At 56.8% G+C, this 18,331-nt stretch carries 17 protein-coding genes; 4 read left to right on the top strand and 13 right to left on the bottom strand.

Annotation, left to right across the window (positions count from 1 at the left end; genetic code table 11):
* Positions 1-80 precede the first annotated feature (80 nt).
* Positions 81-1,568: a UbiD family decarboxylase gene (locus HB664_RS14155; protein WP_047060908.1), complete on the top strand. Its 1,488-nt coding sequence runs from the start codon at positions 81-83 to the stop codon at positions 1,566-1,568.
* Positions 1,569-1,641: 73 nt separating this feature from the next.
* Here HB664_RS14155 and HB664_RS14160 read toward each other — a convergent pair whose 3' ends face one another.
* Both HB664_RS14160 and HB664_RS14165 read right to left on the bottom strand, forming a co-directional pair.
* Complete coding sequence (locus HB664_RS14160) at positions 1,642-2,976, bottom strand: J domain-containing protein (RefSeq protein ID WP_219939661.1); 1,335 nt, start codon at positions 2,974-2,976, stop codon at positions 1,642-1,644.
* Complete coding sequence (locus HB664_RS14165; RefSeq protein WP_143346982.1) at positions 2,977-4,671, bottom strand: Hsp70 family protein; 1,695 nt, start codon at positions 4,669-4,671, stop codon at positions 2,977-2,979.
* Between the two features lie 165 nt (positions 4,672-4,836).
* On the opposite strand from HB664_RS14165, the gene HB664_RS14170 reads away from it, so the two are divergent.
* Positions 4,837-5,124 carry a VF530 family DNA-binding protein gene (locus HB664_RS14170; RefSeq protein WP_033145603.1) on the top strand — a complete coding sequence of 96 codons (288 nt, stop codon included), beginning with the start codon at positions 4,837-4,839 and terminating at the stop codon, positions 5,122-5,124.
* Between the two features lie 7 nt (positions 5,125-5,131).
* Positions 5,132-6,424, top strand: a complete 1,293-nt coding sequence (locus HB664_RS14175) for a glycoside hydrolase family 10 protein (protein WP_182072947.1) — start codon at positions 5,132-5,134, stop codon at positions 6,422-6,424.
* A 39-nt stretch (positions 6,425-6,463) separates the two neighbouring features.
* Here HB664_RS14175 and dsbG read toward each other — a convergent pair whose 3' ends face one another.
* From dsbG to HB664_RS14210, 7 genes are all read right to left on the bottom strand, one after another.
* Complete coding sequence (gene dsbG / locus HB664_RS14180; RefSeq protein ID WP_219939662.1) at positions 6,464-7,222, bottom strand: thiol:disulfide interchange protein DsbG; 759 nt, start codon at positions 7,220-7,222, stop codon at positions 6,464-6,466.
* A 41-nt stretch (positions 7,223-7,263) separates the two neighbouring features.
* On the bottom strand, positions 7,264-7,875 hold the full coding sequence (locus tag HB664_RS14185) for a DsbA family protein (protein WP_219939663.1): 612 nt from the start codon (positions 7,873-7,875) through the stop codon (positions 7,264-7,266).
* Between the two features lie 7 nt (positions 7,876-7,882).
* Complete coding sequence (locus tag HB664_RS14190; RefSeq protein ID WP_219939664.1) at positions 7,883-9,907, bottom strand: protein-disulfide reductase DsbD; 2,025 nt, start codon at positions 9,905-9,907, stop codon at positions 7,883-7,885.
* A 47-nt stretch (positions 9,908-9,954) separates the two neighbouring features.
* The gene (locus HB664_RS14195) at positions 9,955-10,326 is read right to left on the bottom strand and encodes a hypothetical protein (protein ID WP_219939665.1); all 372 of its coding nucleotides are present in this window, start codon (positions 10,324-10,326) and stop codon (positions 9,955-9,957) included.
* 87 nt (positions 10,327-10,413) lie between these two features.
* The gene (locus HB664_RS14200; RefSeq protein WP_080277788.1) at positions 10,414-10,974 is read right to left on the bottom strand and encodes an RNA polymerase sigma factor; all 561 of its coding nucleotides are present in this window, start codon (positions 10,972-10,974) and stop codon (positions 10,414-10,416) included.
* A gap of 5 nt (positions 10,975-10,979) precedes the next feature.
* Positions 10,980-11,399: a hypothetical protein gene (locus tag HB664_RS14205; RefSeq protein WP_096151076.1), complete on the bottom strand. Its 420-nt coding sequence runs from the start codon at positions 11,397-11,399 to the stop codon at positions 10,980-10,982.
* Between the two features lie 156 nt (positions 11,400-11,555).
* Positions 11,556-11,795 (bottom strand): hypothetical protein, encoded by a 240-nt coding sequence (locus HB664_RS14210; protein WP_219939666.1) that lies wholly within the window; start codon positions 11,793-11,795, stop codon positions 11,556-11,558.
* Between the two features lie 69 nt (positions 11,796-11,864).
* On the opposite strand from HB664_RS14210, the gene HB664_RS14215 reads away from it, so the two are divergent.
* Positions 11,865-12,575 carry a hypothetical protein gene (locus HB664_RS14215; RefSeq protein ID WP_219939667.1) on the top strand — a complete coding sequence of 237 codons (711 nt, stop codon included), beginning with the start codon at positions 11,865-11,867 and terminating at the stop codon, positions 12,573-12,575.
* 276 nt (positions 12,576-12,851) lie between these two features.
* Here HB664_RS14215 and HB664_RS14220 read toward each other — a convergent pair whose 3' ends face one another.
* The 4 genes from HB664_RS14220 to HB664_RS14235 form a co-directional block, all read right to left on the bottom strand.
* The gene (locus HB664_RS14220; RefSeq protein WP_219939668.1) at positions 12,852-14,402 is read right to left on the bottom strand and encodes a methyl-accepting chemotaxis protein; all 1,551 of its coding nucleotides are present in this window, start codon (positions 14,400-14,402) and stop codon (positions 12,852-12,854) included.
* A gap of 89 nt (positions 14,403-14,491) precedes the next feature.
* A complete protein-coding gene (locus HB664_RS14225; RefSeq protein ID WP_047174371.1) occupies positions 14,492-15,508 on the bottom strand; it encodes a LacI family DNA-binding transcriptional regulator in 1,017 nt (338 codons plus the stop codon).
* Positions 15,509-15,536: 28 nt separating this feature from the next.
* A complete protein-coding gene (locus tag HB664_RS14230) occupies positions 15,537-16,943 on the bottom strand; it encodes a sucrose-6-phosphate hydrolase (protein ID WP_094935021.1) in 1,407 nt (468 codons plus the stop codon).
* Positions 16,943-18,313: a sucrose-specific PTS transporter subunit IIBC gene (locus HB664_RS14235; protein ID WP_048974816.1), complete on the bottom strand. Its 1,371-nt coding sequence runs from the start codon at positions 18,311-18,313 to the stop codon at positions 16,943-16,945. The genes HB664_RS14230 and HB664_RS14235 overlap by 1 nt, the downstream gene beginning before the upstream one ends.
* Between the last annotated feature and the right edge of the window lie 18 nt (positions 18,314-18,331).

Here is an 18,331-nt window from a genome sequence, read left to right on the forward strand (position 1 = left end):
ATCAATTTAGCAGTAATGATGCAATTGATGCTATTGGTCATTGCCATAAAAATGGAGGTATTCAAACGAGGGAGGAAAATATGGAAAACCCGATCAACGATCTCCGCAGCGCCATCGCCCTGCTTCAGCGCCACGAAGGGCAGTATCTTGAAACCGATTATCCGGTCGATCCCAACGCGGAGCTGGCGGGAGTCTACCGCCATATCGGCGCGGGCGGCACGGTAAAACGTCCCACCCGTACTGGCCCGGCCATGATGTTCAACAGCGTGAAAGGCTATCCGGGCTCCCGCATCCTGGTGGGCATGCACGCCAGCCGCGAGCGTGCGGCGCTCCTTCTGGGCTGCGAGCCCTCTGAACTCGCAAAACACGTCGGCCAGGCGGTGAAAAAGCCGGTTGCGCCGGTTGTCGTTCCGGCCTCGCAGGCGCCCTGCCAGGAACAGGTTTTCTACGCTGACGACCCCGACTTCGACCTGCGCAAGCTTCTTCCGGCCCCCACAAACACGCCGATTGATGCGGGCCCGTTCTTCTGTCTGGGGCTGGTGCTGGCGAGCGATCCGGAAGACAGTTCGCTGACGGATGTCACCATCCACCGCCTCTGCGTTCAGGAGCGCGACGAGCTTTCCATGTTCCTTGCCGCCGGTCGGCATATCGAAGTCTTCCGCAAAAAGGCGGAAGAGGCCGGAAAACCGCTGCCGGTGACGATCAATATGGGGCTCGATCCCGCCATCTATATCGGCGCGTGCTTTGAGGCGCCCACCACGCCGTTTGGCTACAACGAGCTGGGCGTCGCCGGGGCGCTGCGCCAGCAGCCGGTCGAACTGGTGCAGGGCGTGGCGGTAAAAGAGAAAGCGATCGCGCGGGCGGAAATCATCATCGAGGGCGAACTGCTTCCGGGCGTGCGCGTAAGAGAAGATCAGCACACCAATACCGGCCACGCGATGCCGGAGTTTCCGGGCTACTGCGGCGAGGCGAACCCGTCCCTGCCCGTGATCAAAGTGAAAGCCGTGACCATGCGAAACCACGCGATCCTGCAAACGCTGGTAGGACCGGGAGAAGAGCATACCACCCTGGCCGGTTTACCGACGGAAGCCAGCATTCGCAATGCCGTTGAAGAGGCGATTCCGGGCTTCCTGCAAAACGTCTATGCGCATACCGCGGGCGGCGGTAAATTCCTCGGGATCCTGCAGGTGAAAAAACGCCAGCCGTCAGACGAAGGCCGTCAGGGACAGGCGGCGCTCATTGCCTTAGCCACCTATTCGGAGCTGAAGAACATCATTCTTGTCGACGAAGACGTGGATATTTTCGACAGCGACGACATCCTGTGGGCGATGACCACCCGCATGCAGGGCGATGTCAGCATCACCAATATTCCGGGGATCCGCGGCCACCAGCTGGATCCGTCCCAGTCGCCGGATTACAGCACCTCAATTCGCGCAAACGGCATCTCCTGCAAGACCATCTTCGACTGCACGGTGCCGTGGGCGCTGAAGGACCGCTTCGAGCGCGCGCCGTTTATGGAGGTGGATCCGCGTCCGTGGGCGCCGGAGCTGTTCGCTGATAAGAAATAAATAGCTGAAAATTTAATAAGGTCACTCTGGCTTAAGCCGGGTGACCTTTTATTATGAGAGCGTCATATTTAATTCATCTCTCACTAAACTGATTAATCAGCGCCGCCATAACCGCAGCACAAATAAAGTAATGAATGAAAAGCCAGATAAAGCTATACCAGGCGAAATTCATCACCTCAAGGAGCCGCCATGGACTGGAAAAGAGCCTGCTCATGATAATTCCGGGCAAGCGGATCGCCGGTACTTTTCGATTCGGCCACACTGCCCATACGGCTATCGCCGACAGCAGCAAAAAGATCGCCGTCATCAGGAGTGGTGGCCCCAGACCGGGTGTAGTAATGGCCGAAAGAGCAGCAAAATAGAGTCCGCCAAAGAACCACTGAATAATAATGAGTGAAAGCAGGAACTCAATGCCTAAAAAAGCGCTGAGCAATCTGGGTCTGGAATGGGCGCTTATCAACACCATATCGCTGACGTAAAGGTAGAAAATAAGCGTTGCAATTGTAATGGTACTGACGAGGGTAATACCCCCAGTGGAGGGTAAAATAGCGCTGAAAAGAAAACCCCAGAATGCCAATAAGAAAAGACCCGCCGATGTGAGGCCTAATCGTGCTCTCTGCAGGAACTGCAGAATAAAAGGATTGAGCCGGGGGAGGATTTCCGGAAAAGATTGCAGTACGTATTGATATCGTGTTGCCATAGTTTCAATCAAACCCGGCAATAATCGTATCCAAAAAGGTACGTTCGGTCGTTCACTTCTGAGCAGCTTAATAGCCAGCCTCTCCCGCCATGATCCCTGCTTCCCTTCCGCCTCCATTTTCTGCCAGGCTCGGAGGATTTCAGTTTGGCGGATCTGATGATTAATGGCGTGTTGAAGGTAAAGCGGGATGATATGGCTAAAGTCGTAATCATGTATCCGCCAGTTCAGCATTTCCGCCACGATATCAAGTTGCGCTTCAGTTAATCCAGCCTGTTCAGCCAGTGCTGCGGCAAGACGTTGACTGAAAAGCCGTTGTTGTTCAAGACTTCCTCGCCCGTTAATACGGGCGGAGAGATGCTTGAGAGAAGCAATGCCGGATATTTCTTCGTTGACGAGCTTATAAGCCAGAGCAGATATTTCCTGTTCCGTATATAACGCTTCGCGCTCTGGTAAGAAAACGGTCACGCGTTCGTCAGTTTCTTCCTGACGATCAACCATGGCCGCTGGTTCATCGACTAAAACACGTTGTGGATCCTTCTCTTTGCCTTCCTTTGCTAACCGTTTTGCATCGTCAAAGGCTTCCCGTAGGCGTTGGTAACCAGTGGGGTCGGTATCAGGACGATTCTTTTTTAACTGGCGTGCGTAGGCTCGCCGAATTTCCGATTCATCCTCTGTAGGAGCAATATCAAGAGTTTGCCAGATGCTCATCTACCTGACCCCTTCGTAGCTATTGAGAAAAAGTTCAACCTCTCGTGCAGAACGTTCAATCCGCTGCGGCTCCTGACTCTCAAGAGCCCACTCAAATTCTGTTGTAAGCCGGTCAATGCAGGCTCGCTCGTCCCCCAGCAGCCGTTCATAGAGTCGCGAACAGCGAGCCAACAGCGCGACGTTTTCCTTACGATCGCGAGGGTGGATTTTGAGTGCGGCGAGCTTTTGCAGACTTTCGGCAATTTGTTCATCGCTCATCTGCCCCGGCACTTTTTCAATAATCCGTCTTGAGATGGCGGGGTTTCCCTGACACTGACATTCGACTTCCAGCAAACCATCGAGGGTATAGGTAAAGCGGACATCCAGAGAGACCTCTCCCGCCGGTGCAGGTGGGACATCAATACTCATTTCACCCAGAAAAATATTATCGCGAACTTTGCGCGCCTCCCCCTGGTAGATCTTCAGCAATACAGTGCGTTGATTATCTTCAACGGTATTGACTGTCTCCATCTTACTCACGGGTAGAAAGGTATTTCGTTCGATGAGTGGCAGGAAAAATCCCGTCTCAAGACGCTCCGAACTCCGCCTGGCAACTTCAACACCCAGAGAAAAAGGCATCACGTCCGTGAGAATGATATCCTCCACGGCGACATCAGACATGACCATACCGGCCTGAACGCCAGCACCAAGGGCTACGGCTTCGTCGGGATGAAGATCGTGACGTGGGAAGCGACCAAAAAGTCGCGCGACAGTCTGGCGGACGAGTGGCATGCGCGTCGCCCCTCCCACCAGAAGGATATGGTCCAGATCGCGCACGGAGAAACGCGCATCATTGAGCGCCTGCTGAACAGGATGTTGAAGCCGATTTAAAAGCGGTTTGCAGCACTGGGCAAATTGCTCTTCATTCATTAACCATCGCCACTCCGTATCATTCCAGCATAGAGTGACCTCGGCCTGTGCATGCTGGCTAAGCGTCAGTTTCATGCTTTCGGCTTTCGCCAGCAGCTCGGCCCTCACCGTATCGGGGGCTGCTTTTAGAGCCGGGTGTTGTTGCAACATCCATTGCAGAATGGCATCCGAAAAATCATCTCCACCTAAGCGTACGTCTCCGCTGCTGGCACGGACTTCCACCACGCCCTCAAACATATCAATAATGGATACATCGAATGTCCCACCGCCAAGATCGAAAGTGAGATATTTTTGTTCTCTGTTTTCCAGTAACCCAAAAGCAAGAGAAGCTGCGGTAGGTTCGTTTAAAAGGCGGATGGCATTCAGGCCGGCCAGGCTGGCAGCATTTTTTACCGCCCGTCGTTGTACATCATTAAAATAAGCCGGAACGGTGATGATCGCATCGGATATAGCCTGGCCAAGCCAGGCTTCAGCATCCTCTTTCAACTGGCGAAGCAGCAGAGCAGATAACTCCTCCGCACGAAATTGCCTTAGCCCAAGCGGAAGCTGGATGTCTGTCCCCATGAAACGCTTAAAGCTCGCCTGCGTGAGATGCGGGTGAGTTTGTAAACGATCCCGGGCAGGACGGCCTGTCAGGATATTGCCGTCATCATCAAGACCCACGACTGAAGGGGTCAGAACCTCACCAATTTTATTCGTAACCAGCACTGGCCGCCCCTCAAGCCAAACGCTGACCGCGCTGTTCGTTGTCCCGAGATCGATTCCCAGCACCTGATTATGCGTCATCGGTATACCTGTTTTTCATTGTTACTCTATTGATTATACAAATAGTTAGAAGAGAACTAATGCCCAAAAAAGGGGGGATCTTGATATTATTGCCGCTTCCCCTGCTTTCTTGTACCCTTTCACCGGAAACCCTGCCCCCACAAACATTGAGACATCCGGACACCTATGACTGCACATATTTCCAAAGATCCTTTGCATGGCGTAACGCTGGAGATGATGGTCAATGCCCTGGTGGCAAAATACGGCTGGAGCGAACTGGGCGACCGAATCAAAATTAACTGTTTCAGAAAAGATCCCAGCGTTAAATCGAGCCTGAAATTTCTGCGCCGCACCCCGTGGGCGCGCGCGGAAGTGGAAGCCCTGTATCTGGACTCCCTCAACGATGAGGTAAGCACAGAACAGGCGGCGCCCGCGTTTAATCCCTGGGCCAACAGTCGGATTATCAAGAGCTAATACGCAAATGACGCGACACGTAAAACGGATTGGTGCGCTGGCTGCCTGCGCGCTTTTACTTGTGAGCTGCTCCTCCAAACCGCCGAAATCACTGGTTACTCCTCTTCCCACCGCGAGCAAACCGACGCAGCAGGCAAACGAGCCGATGCGCGGGATCTGGCTGGCGACCGTCTCGCGTCTCGACTGGCCGCCGGTAGCCTCGGTGAACGGCCGCAGCGCGGACCAGCGCATCGCGATGCAGAAGCAGGCGCTGACAAGCAAGCTCGACAACCTTAAGCGCCTCGGCATTAACACGGTGTTTTTCCAGGTGAAGCCGGACAGCACGGCCCTCTGGTCATCAAAAATTTTGCCGTGGTCGGATATGCTGACGGGCAACATCGGCGAGTATCCGGGATACGATCCGCTGCAGTTTATGCTGGATGAAGCGCACAAGCGCGGCATGAAAGTGCATGCCTGGTTCAACCCGTACCGCGTGTCGACCAACACCAAACCGTCCACCATCGCCGCCCTGAACCGGACCGCCTATCAGACCCCGTCCAGCGTCTATGTCCAGCACCCTGAGTGGGTGCGCATCTCGGGCGACCGTTTTGTGCTCGACCCCGGCATTCCGGAAGTGCGCGACTGGATAACCAAAGTGGTGACCGAAGTGGTGGCGAACTACGCGGTAGACGGCGTGCAGTTTGACGATTACTTCTATACCGAAACGCCTGGTTCAGCGCTCAATGACGCACAGACCTGGCGGCAGTACGGTCAGGGATTTGCCTCAAAGGCTGACTGGCGTAGACACAACACGCAGCAGCTGATCGTCCAGGTTTCCCGCGCGATTAAACAGACCAGGCCCGACGTTGAGTTTGGCGTCAGCCCGGCGGGCGTGTGGCGTAACCGCTCCTTTGACCCGGCAGGCTCGGACACCCGTGGCGCTGCGGCCTACGATGAGTCCTACGCCGATACGCGGCAGTGGGTTCAGCAGGGCCTGCTCGACTACATCGCTCCGCAGATTTACTGGCCCTTCTCCCGGGATGCCGCGCGCTACGACGTGCTGACCAAATGGTGGGCCGACGTCGTGAAGCCAACCCACACTCGCCTGTATATCGGCATTGCGTTCTACAAGGTGGGCGAGCCGTCGAGAAACGAGCCGGACTGGACGGTTCAGGGCGGCGTGCCGGAGCTGAAAAAGCAGCTCGATCTCAACGATTCGCTGCCCAACGTCAACGGCACCATCCTGTTCCGGGAAGATTACCTGAACCAGCCGCAGACCCAGCAGGCGGTGAACTACCTGAAAGGACGCTGGGGAAGCTAAATGCCATCAGGCAGAAACGCCCCGTTTCTGCCTGTTTTTTTACGGCTTCGGCCCGAACATCGCCTCAAGCTGCTGCGCATCCGGCATACCGACCACCTGCTGCAGCTCATTTTCCGCATTCAGATAGTAAATGGCCGGCGTGGCGTTAGCGCCCAGGCTGTCCATCAGCGTCTGGTGCTTCTGCAGGATCGCTACCGTTTCGCGGGAAGCCTCGCCCTCTGGCTTCGGTAATTTTTTGCCACCTGAAAGCTCGTATTCGCGCCAGGCCGAAACCGGATCTTTCGCATTCAGAATCGCCGAGGCGTTACGTCCGCTGTTGGGGTTGAGAAACGCCACCAGCAGCGTGTTGAGCTGCACCTTGCCCGCCTTCACCCACGGCTGCGCTTCGGCCCAGAACTGCTTGCAGTACGGACAGAACGGATCGGCGAAAACAAAGACCTTACGCGGGGCGTTATCCGCCCCTTCCTTCAGGGGATGCGCCGCGTTGAGGTTCTTCCACATCTCGCGTCCCATCGGGGCGTAGATCTCTTTCTGGAAATAGCCCTCGCTGAGGTTTTTTCCTTTGTCATCGTACAGATAGCCTGAGATGACGTGCTTGCCGTCCGGCGTTAAAAAGAGCGTCACGCCCATGTCCTGATACTGCCCCAGCCAGGCAGGCGCGCCGCCGGGCGCATCCAGCTTCTTGATGATTTTAATGTTCTGCTGCTCGCCGAAGTGCTTCACCACGTCCGGTATGGCTTCAGCCGCCTGCGCCAGCCCTGACGTCGCCAGCGCTGAAAGTAACAGTAATTTTTTCATTTCCCTCTCCGGTTTGTCGGGGGCATTCCGCCCCCTTCAGGTTAGCGGTTTTTCAGTGCGTCACTGACCATTTCGTCGAACTGTTCAAACGGCACCCAGCCGGGCAGCAGTCCCTCGCCGATGAGCGTGGCGGGCGTGCCCTGGATCCCCATTTTTTCCGCGACGATCAGGCTGCGCTTGATCGTCATCAGGCTCTCCTCATCCGGCGTCGCGACGCTCACGCCCGCCCGCTTCTGCGCCTCCTGAATGCTGGCGTCATCGTGGTAGCCCTTTTTCGCCATCAGGGTGTGGTTCAGCTTCATAAACTGCCGGGGCTCCTGACGCCAGAGCGTTAACGCATCGCGCGCGGCGGTTAGCGAACTTTCCGAGCGGAAAGGTAAAAACTTAAAGACTACCGCCACGTCCGGGTGTTTTTCGACGATCTTCTCCAGATACGGATCGAATTTTTTACAGTACGGACAGTTGTAGTCGGTAAACACCACCAGGGTGAGCTTTGGGTTTTTCGCGCCGATGCGCGGGGAGTTTGGATCGTTAAACAGAAAATCATACACCATCTTCTGCGCACGCTGCTCCTGGTCCAGCGTTAGCGGCTGGGCAGCGAACGCCTGAACCGGCGCCAGCAGGAGCAGAAGCGTAATAAGGAATTTTTTCATAACACAGTTAGCCTTTTGCGTTGTTCAGGGTGGCGATCAGAGTGCGCTTGTCCAGCAGCGGCGAGAGGATTTCCCCCTCAGGCAGACCGGGGCCATACGCTGCGTTAAACGGAATGGCGTAACGGTTTCGCTTCGCCAGAAAATCGGCGATAAACGCGGACGGCTGGCTCCAGTCTCCGCGCAGGGCCACCACGTCCGGCTGGCGCAGCGCGGCAATAACGTCCGGCTGATTCAGCACCCGATGCTCGTTAACTTTGCAGGTCACGCACCAGTCCGCCGAGATATCCACAAACACCCGTTTTCCCTGCACCAGCGCCTGCTGGATGGCCTCCTCGCTGAGCGGCTGCCACGGGATGGTCTGCGCAGCATTTTGTGCCGGAGCGGCAGGCGGCGCGTTAAGCAGCCCGCGCGCCTGATACCCACCAAACGCCGACAGCGCGATCACCACGAACCAGAACAGCGGTGAGGATTTTTGCCCCTTCAGCGCGAACAGCGCGAGCGCGACGGCGATGAGCACCAGCATCACAATCTGGCTGACCGCCTCGCCCAGATGCACGCTCAACAATGTTGCCAGCCAGAGGCTGGAGGCGAGCATCATCAGGCCCAGAACGACTTTTAGCGTGTTCATCCAGCGGCCGGGTTTCGGCAGCAGCATGGCCGTTTTCGGCACCAGGGCGACAAACAGCCACGGCAGGCTCATGCCCACGCCGAGCATCAGGAAGATCAGCCACAGCGAGTGCAGCGGCGCGCCAAGGGCAAAGGCGACCGCCGTACCGAGGAACGGCGCGGAGCATGGCGTGGCAAGCAGCGTGGCGAACATCCCTTCGCAGAAGCTGCCGCCAATCCCCGATCCCCCTGCCGTCGCCAGCCGTCCCGTGGCGGCGGAAGGCAGCAGCATCTCAAACGCGCCAAACAGGTTCAGCGCAAACAGGAAGGTGACGGCGACCATCAGACCGATAAACCACGGGTTCTGGAACTGAATGCCCCACCCCAGCGACGCCCCGGCCAGCTTCAGCGCGGTCACCATCCCCGCCAGCAGCATAAAGGAGGTGAGGATCCCGGCGCTGGTGGCCAGAAAGCGCAGCCTGATCGCGCGCCTGTCCGAACCCGCCTGCAGGATGCTGTTAAGCTTCATGCCCATGACCGGCAGCACGCAGGGCATCAGGTTGAGGATAAGCCCGCCCAGCAGCGCAAAGAGCACCATTTTGCCCGTCCCTTCAGGTGCAGAAGGTGCAGCAGGCGTCGCGCCAACGCTCATGGTGGTTTGCTGCGCATTGCCGCCGCTGGTCAGCACAAACGACAGCCTCTTGCCCTCCAGCGAGGCGGGCTTGTCTCCCCATTCGTCGGTCACGGGTACCGTCACCCGAAGGGTATTGCCGTCGTGTTTGATGACCGGCTCGCCGGGAAGAATGTCACCCTCCAGCGGGTCAAAGTAGATCCCCGGATTATCCCACTTCCCGTCCGTCGTACCGGTAATCACCAGCTTGTCGCCAGCGAGCCAGGCGGAGAGATCCCTGGATACGCCTGACGTACCGGGCACGGCGCGCATCGCCTGCTCGAACTCGCTGCTGAAGCCCTCATCTACCGGCTGGGTAAAATCGAGGTGCAAAGGGTAGTCCGTCAGCAGACAGACGTTACTGCACGTGGAAAGCGTGAGCGTCCCGTCGAGCGTGTCGCCCTTCACTCCGTCGAGCGTAATCGGGATAGTGACCTTGTCGTGATAGCCCTGCGTGGTCATGCCGGAGATATCGAAGCGCGACGGGACCGGCCAGGACCAGCTATCCGTTACGCCCTCCGGCCAGCTGATTTTCGGCGCGACGCCGCCCTCGCCCGGCGATCGCCAGTAGGTTTTCCAGCCGGGCTTTAGCTCAACGGTGAGCAGGCCTTTAACGTGCGTTTGCTCCCTCTCCGCCTGAAAGCGGATGCGGGCGTGATCGTTTTGGGGGGAAACCAGCCAGCCTGTGTCCGCCGCATGGGCAATGCCGATGCAGGACAGCCACAGGAAGACGAATCCCCTGAAGAGGTTAACCATGTTTTACTCCGTGAACAGTGAAAATTATCGTGTGAGGACGATGATTTTCATTCACGGAAAACGCAGTTTTTAAGGTGTATTCGGGGAGGCGGTGCCTGAACGGGCTGTTCTGCAGGAGCCAATGCCCGCCCCTGCGTCAGCAGCTGCAGCAGCGCGAAGAAGATGATAATGGCCGGCAGCGCGCCGTCGAAGAACAGCGGCTGGGCGCAAAGCAGCGAGTGTGCGCCCAGCTGACAGGGCGACGGGCCGGGCTGTTCAGTGTTGCTGCTTTGAGCCGGGGCATCTGCACTCAGTGAAATCTGCGGATCCAGTCCCTGTAAAAAATGGTTAAGCATCACCGCACGCTGCACGAGGCAAAGCGCCATCGCGAGACAGGTGACGATCAAAAGCCATTTTCCGAGGAGCTGACGGTTGCGCATAACGTTCCAGAGTAACAAGACGCCCCGATCATAAACGATAGTGATGAATCTACAAGTGCCGGAAGTGTAAGGTTTTGTCTGTCGCCGCTATTCGCCCGTCAGCGCGTCGTAGACGTCCCGCAGCCGCGTGCGCAGAAACAGCACCGCCTTGTGCTTGCGGGATAACAGAGCCTGTTCGCTTGCGCCCGTCTCCTCTGCCAGCATTTTAATGCTGTAGCCGTGGAGTTCGGTCTTTTCAAACACCTCTCGCTGCGGCGGCGGCAGTTCAGACAGCGCCTGCCCCAGCTCTTCCCACAGCAGCGTTTTGAGATACTCCTCTTCCGGCGTGTGCGGCACGCCGAACAGGGTTTCGGCCAGCTCGTCCTCGGGGAAACCCTCTTCGTCTTCGCCCGTAAAGTAGCCGGAAAGTGAGACCTCGCGCTTTTTACGCGCCCGGTCGGTCATCTCGTTACGCGCCGCGCGGAACAGCCAGGCGGCGACGTTTTCGACCGGCTGCTCCACTTTCATCAGCTGATAGGTGACTTCCTGCAAAATGTCGTCGGCATCATCGCGAACGGACGTCCGTCCGCGAATGAAGGCTGTCAGCCGGGCGCGGCAGGCATTGAGCGCCGACATCAGCATGGATCCGCCCGCCTCCCCGGCTTTCATTTCGCTCACTCTGCTTCCGGCGCTTTTGGCGTGGCGTCTTCGCGCTTATCGTCACGATGACCGTGCCAGCCGCAGTGGCCGCGACCGTGGCGACCAAACCCTTCGCGACGCTGCTGAATAAACGCCTCGCGCTGTTCGGGCGTCATGTTCATCCAGCGCTCGTGCATCCGGCGGTGCGCGCCAAACATCCCCGGACGGAAACCCAGCCCGCCAAACAGAATGCGGCTCAGCACCAGAATGCCCAGCGCCTGCCAGAAGCCAATGGCCTTCACGCCGAGAATCGCCGGGAGCAAGGCATTCCACAGGGTCATCACCACCAGGCCGAGCACGATGAAAATCACCGCGCCGATGACTAAGCCCTTGCCCATACGGTGGCGACCGAATCCGCGCCCATGACCTCTGTCGTGCATATCAAAATCTCTCATGGTGTTTACCTCGTTTACAGTAACTGATTATGGCTTGTGATGAGGTAGACGGATGAGGGAGGGAAATATTGCTGGGGGAATAAAAATTTTTGGGCTGACGATTTTGGACTCATAGCGATAACGGCTGGCGGGCGCTATGAGTCGCTTGCAGGCAAATCATCTCGTACGAAGAATTCGCTTAGCCAGTGCGATAGCAATAACGGCCAGTATGATTGACACCAGTGCCAGGAAGATGAGCAAGGATAATAGTGGATTTAACAAGCCACCTAAACTGGTGAAGTCGCTGATACGGCCAAGTTGCTCGGACGTGCATACACGCAAAATGATCTCAGGAATAATAAGCAAAAATATAATGACGGTCAGGACATAAACCAAAGCACTCTTGCGCTTTCCCATTTTCGATGTTGCCCCTTTCTCAAACATGATCAATGATAATAAGTTAATGATACTGCAAGGTTATATAAAATGGCACAAAACTATTTGCAACTAAAAATGCAGTCGAATAAACGGTTAGCTATTGCACTAACAAACTCGCTTCGAGACATGCATGAAGACCATATGGCAACTCTGGAAAAGGTGAAACAGGGAGCGCAGCGCCTGGTTAGCTACGGTGCATGCCTGATGCCAGACGAGTATTATCGTAACGCTTGCCGTGATACGTGGCGCGAAGATAAACGCTTAGTCCTTGCCTTAGGTGAAATTTACAACAGAAAAGATGTCACTTTGGACATGGTTGAAATTTATTTTAGGAAAACTCTTAATAGGCTGGGCGAACAAAAGAGTAAAGACCTGATTACTAATATCCATAACTTATTGGGTAAAGCTGCCGAGCATGCCTCTGCTAAAGCCAGCAAGTTAGCCCTCTCCTTTACCCTTGCGAATCTGATCATCAACAGCAGGGATTTTAAGCAAAATCATATCAGGCTTGTGAACTCATTCTCGACTTGGTTCGTTAATGGTGCAACACTTTACTCAAAGGCTCAGGTAGCGGCATCTGCGGCTAATCGACTCAAATTCCAGGATCCTCAGTACTACCAGGCACTTTATAAAGAAAATATTGAGATGTTATATTTCTTAATCGAGCCGCAAATGTCTGAAATTATCTACCAGGTAAACTCCGGAGATAATAACGAGCAAGTGATAGGTGACGCTTTGTACGAGATACTGCGAAAATGAAGCAAGCAATCTTATGGCTTTTGAAGTCGTTTTTTTACCTGGTGCCAGCGTTACTTATTGTACTTGGGATATATTTTTTTATCCGGTTTATACCGGACTATGCTGCTTTACTCAGCGTCGTTTGGGTGATTGCTATTTCTTTTATTTATGTGAAATATAATAAATGGTATTAAAACAGTCCTATTAGGTCTACAGGCTGACCTCATGGGAAAGCAACTTGGAAAGTTTCGCACATTAAGTAGATAAAAGGCTCCCTGCGGAGCCCCCCTCATACAATCAAGCCTGCACCGGCAAACTAAAACTCGAAATACTCCGCGAAAGCTGCTGCGCCTGCTCTTCCAGGGATGCAGCTGCCGCAGCGGACTGCTGCACCAGCGCGGCGTTCTGCTGGGTCACGCCATCCATCTCGGTCACCGCCTGGCCGACCTGGCTGATCCCGCGGCTCTGCTCTTCGGAGGCGACGGAGATCTGCTCCATAAGCGTATTCACTTTATTCACCGACGAAATAATCGAGTCAATCACCTCGCCCGAGCGGCTGACCAGCTCCGCGCCGTTTTTCACGCTCGAGACCGACTGCGCAATCAGGTTCTCGATGTCCTTAGCCGCCACCGCGCTTTTCTGCGCTAGGGTGCGCACTTCGCTGGCCACGACCGCAAAGCCGCGGCCCTGCGTTCCCGCGCGCGCCGCTTCTACCGCCGCGTTCAGCGCCAGGATGTTGGTCTGGAAGGCGATGCTGTTAATCACGCTGGTAATGTCCTCGATGCGCTTCGAGTTCGCCGCGATGGTGTTCATCGTGTCGATCACTTCACGGGTCACCGCTTCACCTGTGTGGGCATTTTTCACCGCGTCCTGCACCAGTTTCCCTGCCTGGTAAACGTTGTCGGTATTGTTCGCCACCGTCGCGCTCAGCTCTTCCATGCTCGCTGCCGTCTGGGTCAACGCGGAAGCCTGCTGCTCGGTACGTGACGCCAGGTCGATATTTCCGGAGGCAATCTCCTGCGCCGCATGCGTTACGGTATGGCTCGCATCGCGCACCTGGGCGATGGTCGCCAGCAGCGCCTGACGCATCTGCTCCATTGAGCTCATAAGATGATCGATTTCGTTATGTGCGCTCCCCTTGACCGGCACCGGAACGTCCAGCTTGCCCGCCGCAATCTGGCTGCAGTGCTCGCGCGCCAGGTTAACCGGCGCAAAGACAAAGCGCTTCATCAGCACGCTGACGGCGACAATCACCACCACAAACAGGCTGGCAATAGCGGCAATGATCGCCAGGCCTGAGACGAAGTTACTGCTCGCATCTTCGTTCAGGCTTTTGGCATATTTCTGGTGGACGGAAAGGACCTGGTCGAGAACGATCTCGTACTGGCGGTCGAGGCGGGAGACTTCCGGGATCAGGGCGTTAAATTTGGCGACATCGTGCGCCTCGGCGGCATCGATCAGCGGCGCCAGCCCCTGGTTGCGGTAGTTTTGCCAGGCATCCTGATAGGCAGTCACCAGCGGCGCTTCATCCGTCAGACGCGGCGAAGCCATAAAGGCCGCAAAGGCGTGGTCCGCTTTGGTCAGCGCCTCCTTCACGGCGGTTAGCTTTGCAGCTCCGTCTGCCGAGTTGCCCGCTTCCACCATCTTCACATACTCCATCACCCGCACGCGCAGCGTACGGCTATGGTTGATGGGGTCAATAATGGACAGCACAACCTGGATCTCTTTGTTGACGTTATCCAGGGAATTATTACTTTTAATGATGAGGCCAACGCTGGTCACAGTGCTGACAACAAAGAAGAAAAGCAGCGAGAACAGGACGATCAGGGACGACTTTTTCAACGACATAAACCAATACCTCAAGGAGAATTATTCCTTATGGTTATCGGCCATTCCAAAACTTAAATTAATTAAAGTTATTGAAGTATCGAACCGGGCTATTTCGCTGGCTTATAGCGTCGCTGCAGGGTGGCATTGAGCTTGCGCTGCAACGGCTGCGGCGTCTCCCCTTCGATCAATTTGCTAATCAAATCAAAGCAGTGCCACGCCAGCTGGCGGTTATCCTGACGAATGGTATCCACCGGGATCGTCAGCGAATCGTAGAGATAATGATCGTCAAAACTGGCTAACCTGATATCACTTTGCAACAGGTTGTGCTGGCCCATATAGCGCAGCACCCCTTCCAGCAGCCCGCAGGCGGCGGCGAACAGCGCTTTCGGCGGACGCCCCAGACGGGCGCAGAGTTCAGCAAACATCTCGTAACCGGAGCTCGGGTGATAGTTGCCGTGAATGATCCACTCGGGGCGCAGCTCCACGCCGGCCTCTCGCAGACCTTGCTTAAACCCTTCCAGGCGGTCGCGCGTCGGAGAAAGGCGCGGCTGGCCGCCGAGGAAGTAGAATTCATCAGGATGCTGGCGCGCAATGTCGGCCACCAGTTCCGCCGTCGGGGTAATGGAATCGGTGATCACCAGCGGCAGCGCGCTGTCGTTGATGTGGCGGTCAAACAGGACAACGGGCAGCTGTTCGCTCAGCTTGTGGTAGTCCGCATCGTTAAGCATGCTGGAGGCCACAATCAGCCCGTCAACCTGACGCGCCACCATGTTGTTCACCACCACCGTCTCCTGGCCCGGGTTTTCATCGCTGCAGGAGATCAGCAGCTGAACGCCCGCCTCGCGGCATAGCGTTTCCAGCTCGTGAGAAAACACGGCAAAACCGTAGTTTGTGATCTCCGGAACCACCAGACCAATGGTGTGGCTGCGGTTATCGCGCAGCGACCGGGCGTGAATGCTGGGCTGATAGTGGTGCTCTTTTGCAATCGCCAGCACGCGCTCGCGCGTCTCTTCCGCCACGCGAAGCTCTTTGCTGCGCCCGTTCAGGACCAGGCTGGCGGTGGCTTTTGACACACCCGCCAGCTCCGCGATGTCTTTAATGGTGACGCGTTTTGTTTTTCTCACAACGACTTAGATCCGGCTGCCAAAACCCTCATTCTATCATGCAGGCGCGCAGCGACCAGTAGCGTAATGTGATATCGGACGCACCTTCGAATCGCACCCGGGCCGGATGGTCAGGAAAATAGCGGCTGCTCATCACCCCTTCACCGTGATTGATGAAGATTTCAACGCTGGAGCGGTCGCAGAGAACGCGTAAATGAGTGACGTCGCCCTGCCAGTAGCGGGTCAGCGTTTCACCGGTTTTCAGGCTCGCGCGTTCAAGACGTATGCCCTGCTCATCGACCGTAAGACGCAGCGCGCCGCCAAAATCGACATTCACCTGCGATGCGCCCAGCTCAAACTCCAGGCGCGTCGCGTCCAGGTCCGGCGCCTCGCTGGCGCGCCCCTGCCAGCGCTGCTCATCTTCACGCAGCGCCGCCAGCTCGCGCGCCGGGGTCTGCCAGAGCCTGCCGTCGCGATAGCGTAATTCGCGCGGGCAGGTCATCTGATGCATCCAGCCGTGCGCCCGGGTTGGCTGAAGCATCTCTTCCCCGTCCGGTACGCCCATCCAGCCGATCAGAATGCGTCGGCCGTCTTCCGCCAGCGTCGTTTGCGGAGCGTAAAACTCAAAGCCCGCGTCCAGCTCGTGCAGGTCGCCGTGATCGAACGCGGCGTTTGCATAGTCAAACGCCCCGCTCATCCAGGTCGCCGGATAGGTGTTGAGATAGCGATGCGGCTCGCGCGCCAGCCCCTGCGGACAGCTGATTAAGATGTGCGTTCCGTCGAGGGCAAACAGGTCCGGACACTCCCACATATAACCCGCGTCCGTCAGGCCGTTAACCCCGTGACCGGCGATCTCACCGCAGGACGCCCAGGCGTGCAAATCGGCTGACTTAAACAGCAGCACCTTGCCGCGCTTTTGCAGATCCTGCGCGCCGAGCACCATGTACCACATCCCGTCGTGCTGCCACACCTTCGGGTCGCGCACGTGGCCGGTATAGCCTTCCGGCAGCGCCAGCACCGGCCCCAGCTTCGTAAAGGTCCCGTCCGGCTGTTCCACTGCGAGGCACTGCCAGGCGGTGCGGCTGCCGTCATCGAACTTGACGTTGCCGGTATAGCACAGTGTTAAAACGCCATCGTTATCCACGGCGCTACCGGAGTAGCAGCCGTTGCGGTCATACTCTTCATCCGGCATCAGCGCCAGCGGCTCATGCTGCCAGTGCACCAGGTCCGCAGAGCTCCAGTGCCCCCAGCATTTAAACCGATGCTCGCAGTCCAGCGGGTTCCACTGATAGAACAGGTGGTAGCGGCCGGCAAACCAGATAAACCCGTTGGGATCGTTCATCAGCCCCGTCACCGGCGCGGGGTGCCACTGCGGATAGTGGCTATCCGCAAGCGCCCGCGGCTGACCTTTCATAACGGCCTGCAGGATCGCAGGCCAGCGGGAAGGTAACGTCATTATTCAGAGTCCGTTTTATATTTCAGCAGCAGTGAGACGGTAAACGCCACGCCGAAGGCAATCACCATACCGATAATATAGTTGAGCAGCGAGCTGGCCTGCACGATGGCCATGCCCGGAATAGCGGTCAAACCAACGGCGGTCATGTACACATGGACTGAGACCACCCAGGCCCCGCCCACAGCGCCGCCAATCAGCGCGGCGATAAACGGCTTAACAAAGCGCAGGTTGATACCAAAAATGGCCGCTTCGGTGATGCCCAGCATCGCAGAGAACGCCGACGGTAAGGTAATGGCTTTGATTTTGGCATCTTTGGTTTTGAACCACACCGCCAGACAGGCGCCGCCCTGCGCCACGTTCGCCATGGCCCAGATCGGCAGCAGGAAGTTCACGCCAATCGACGGGTTGCCCAGCAGCCCGGCTTCGATCGCGTGGAAGCTGTGGTGAATACCGGTGATCACAATCACCGAGTAAAGCCCGCCGAACAGCAGCCCGGCCAGCCAGCCCGCGTGTTCAATTAACGTGCTCAGGATAAAGGAGATGCCGTCGCCCAGCGCGCGCCCCGCCGGGCCGATAATCAGCAAGGCGATAAAGCCGGAGATAACGACGGTGAGGAACGGCGTCAGGATCAGGTCTAACGCGTCCGGGATAGCGCGGCGCAGGTTTTTCTCCACGATGCTCATAAACCAGACGGCCAGCAGCACCGGGAACACCGTGCCCTGATAGCCAATCATCGCAATCTCAAGGCCGAAGAAGTTCATGGTGTGGAAGCCGGACGCCACGCCCCAGGCGTTGGTCAGCGCCGGGTGGGTCAGAATGCCGCCCAGCGTCGCGCCGAGATACGGGTTACCGCCAAATTCCCGCGCGGCGGTAAAGCCGATCAGAATAGGCAGAATGATAAACGCCGCGGAGCTGCACATGTCCAGCATGATGTAGATGGCGTTATCCGCATTGACCCAGCCGTAGGTTTTCACCATGCCGAGCAGGCCCATCAGCAGGCCGGATGCCACAATCGCGGGAATGATCGGCACAAAGATATTTGAGAGCAGACGGGCAATGCGCTGGAACGGGTTCAGCTTGCGCGCCGCCAGGTCCGCGGCCTCAGACTTGCTGGATTCGCTAATCCCCGCCGCCTGAATAAACGCGGCGTAGACCTTGTTGACCACGCCCGTGCCAAAAATCACCTGCATCTGTCCGGCGTTACGAAAACAGCCTTTTACGCCGTCGACCTTGCCGATCGCCTGCTGATCGGCAAGCGCGTCATCAACCAGCACCAGACGAAGACGCGTTGCGCAGTGCGCCGCGCTGGCGATATTTTCCTTGCCACCGAGCAGCGGAATAAGCTCGCGGGCGATTTGATTAAAATCCATAGATACCTCTGCCTGACT

The sequence above is a fragment of the Enterobacter sp. DNB-S2 genome, assembly GCF_019443845.1.
In the GTDB taxonomy this organism is placed as follows: domain Bacteria; phylum Pseudomonadota; class Gammaproteobacteria; order Enterobacterales; family Enterobacteriaceae; genus Enterobacter; species Enterobacter asburiae_B.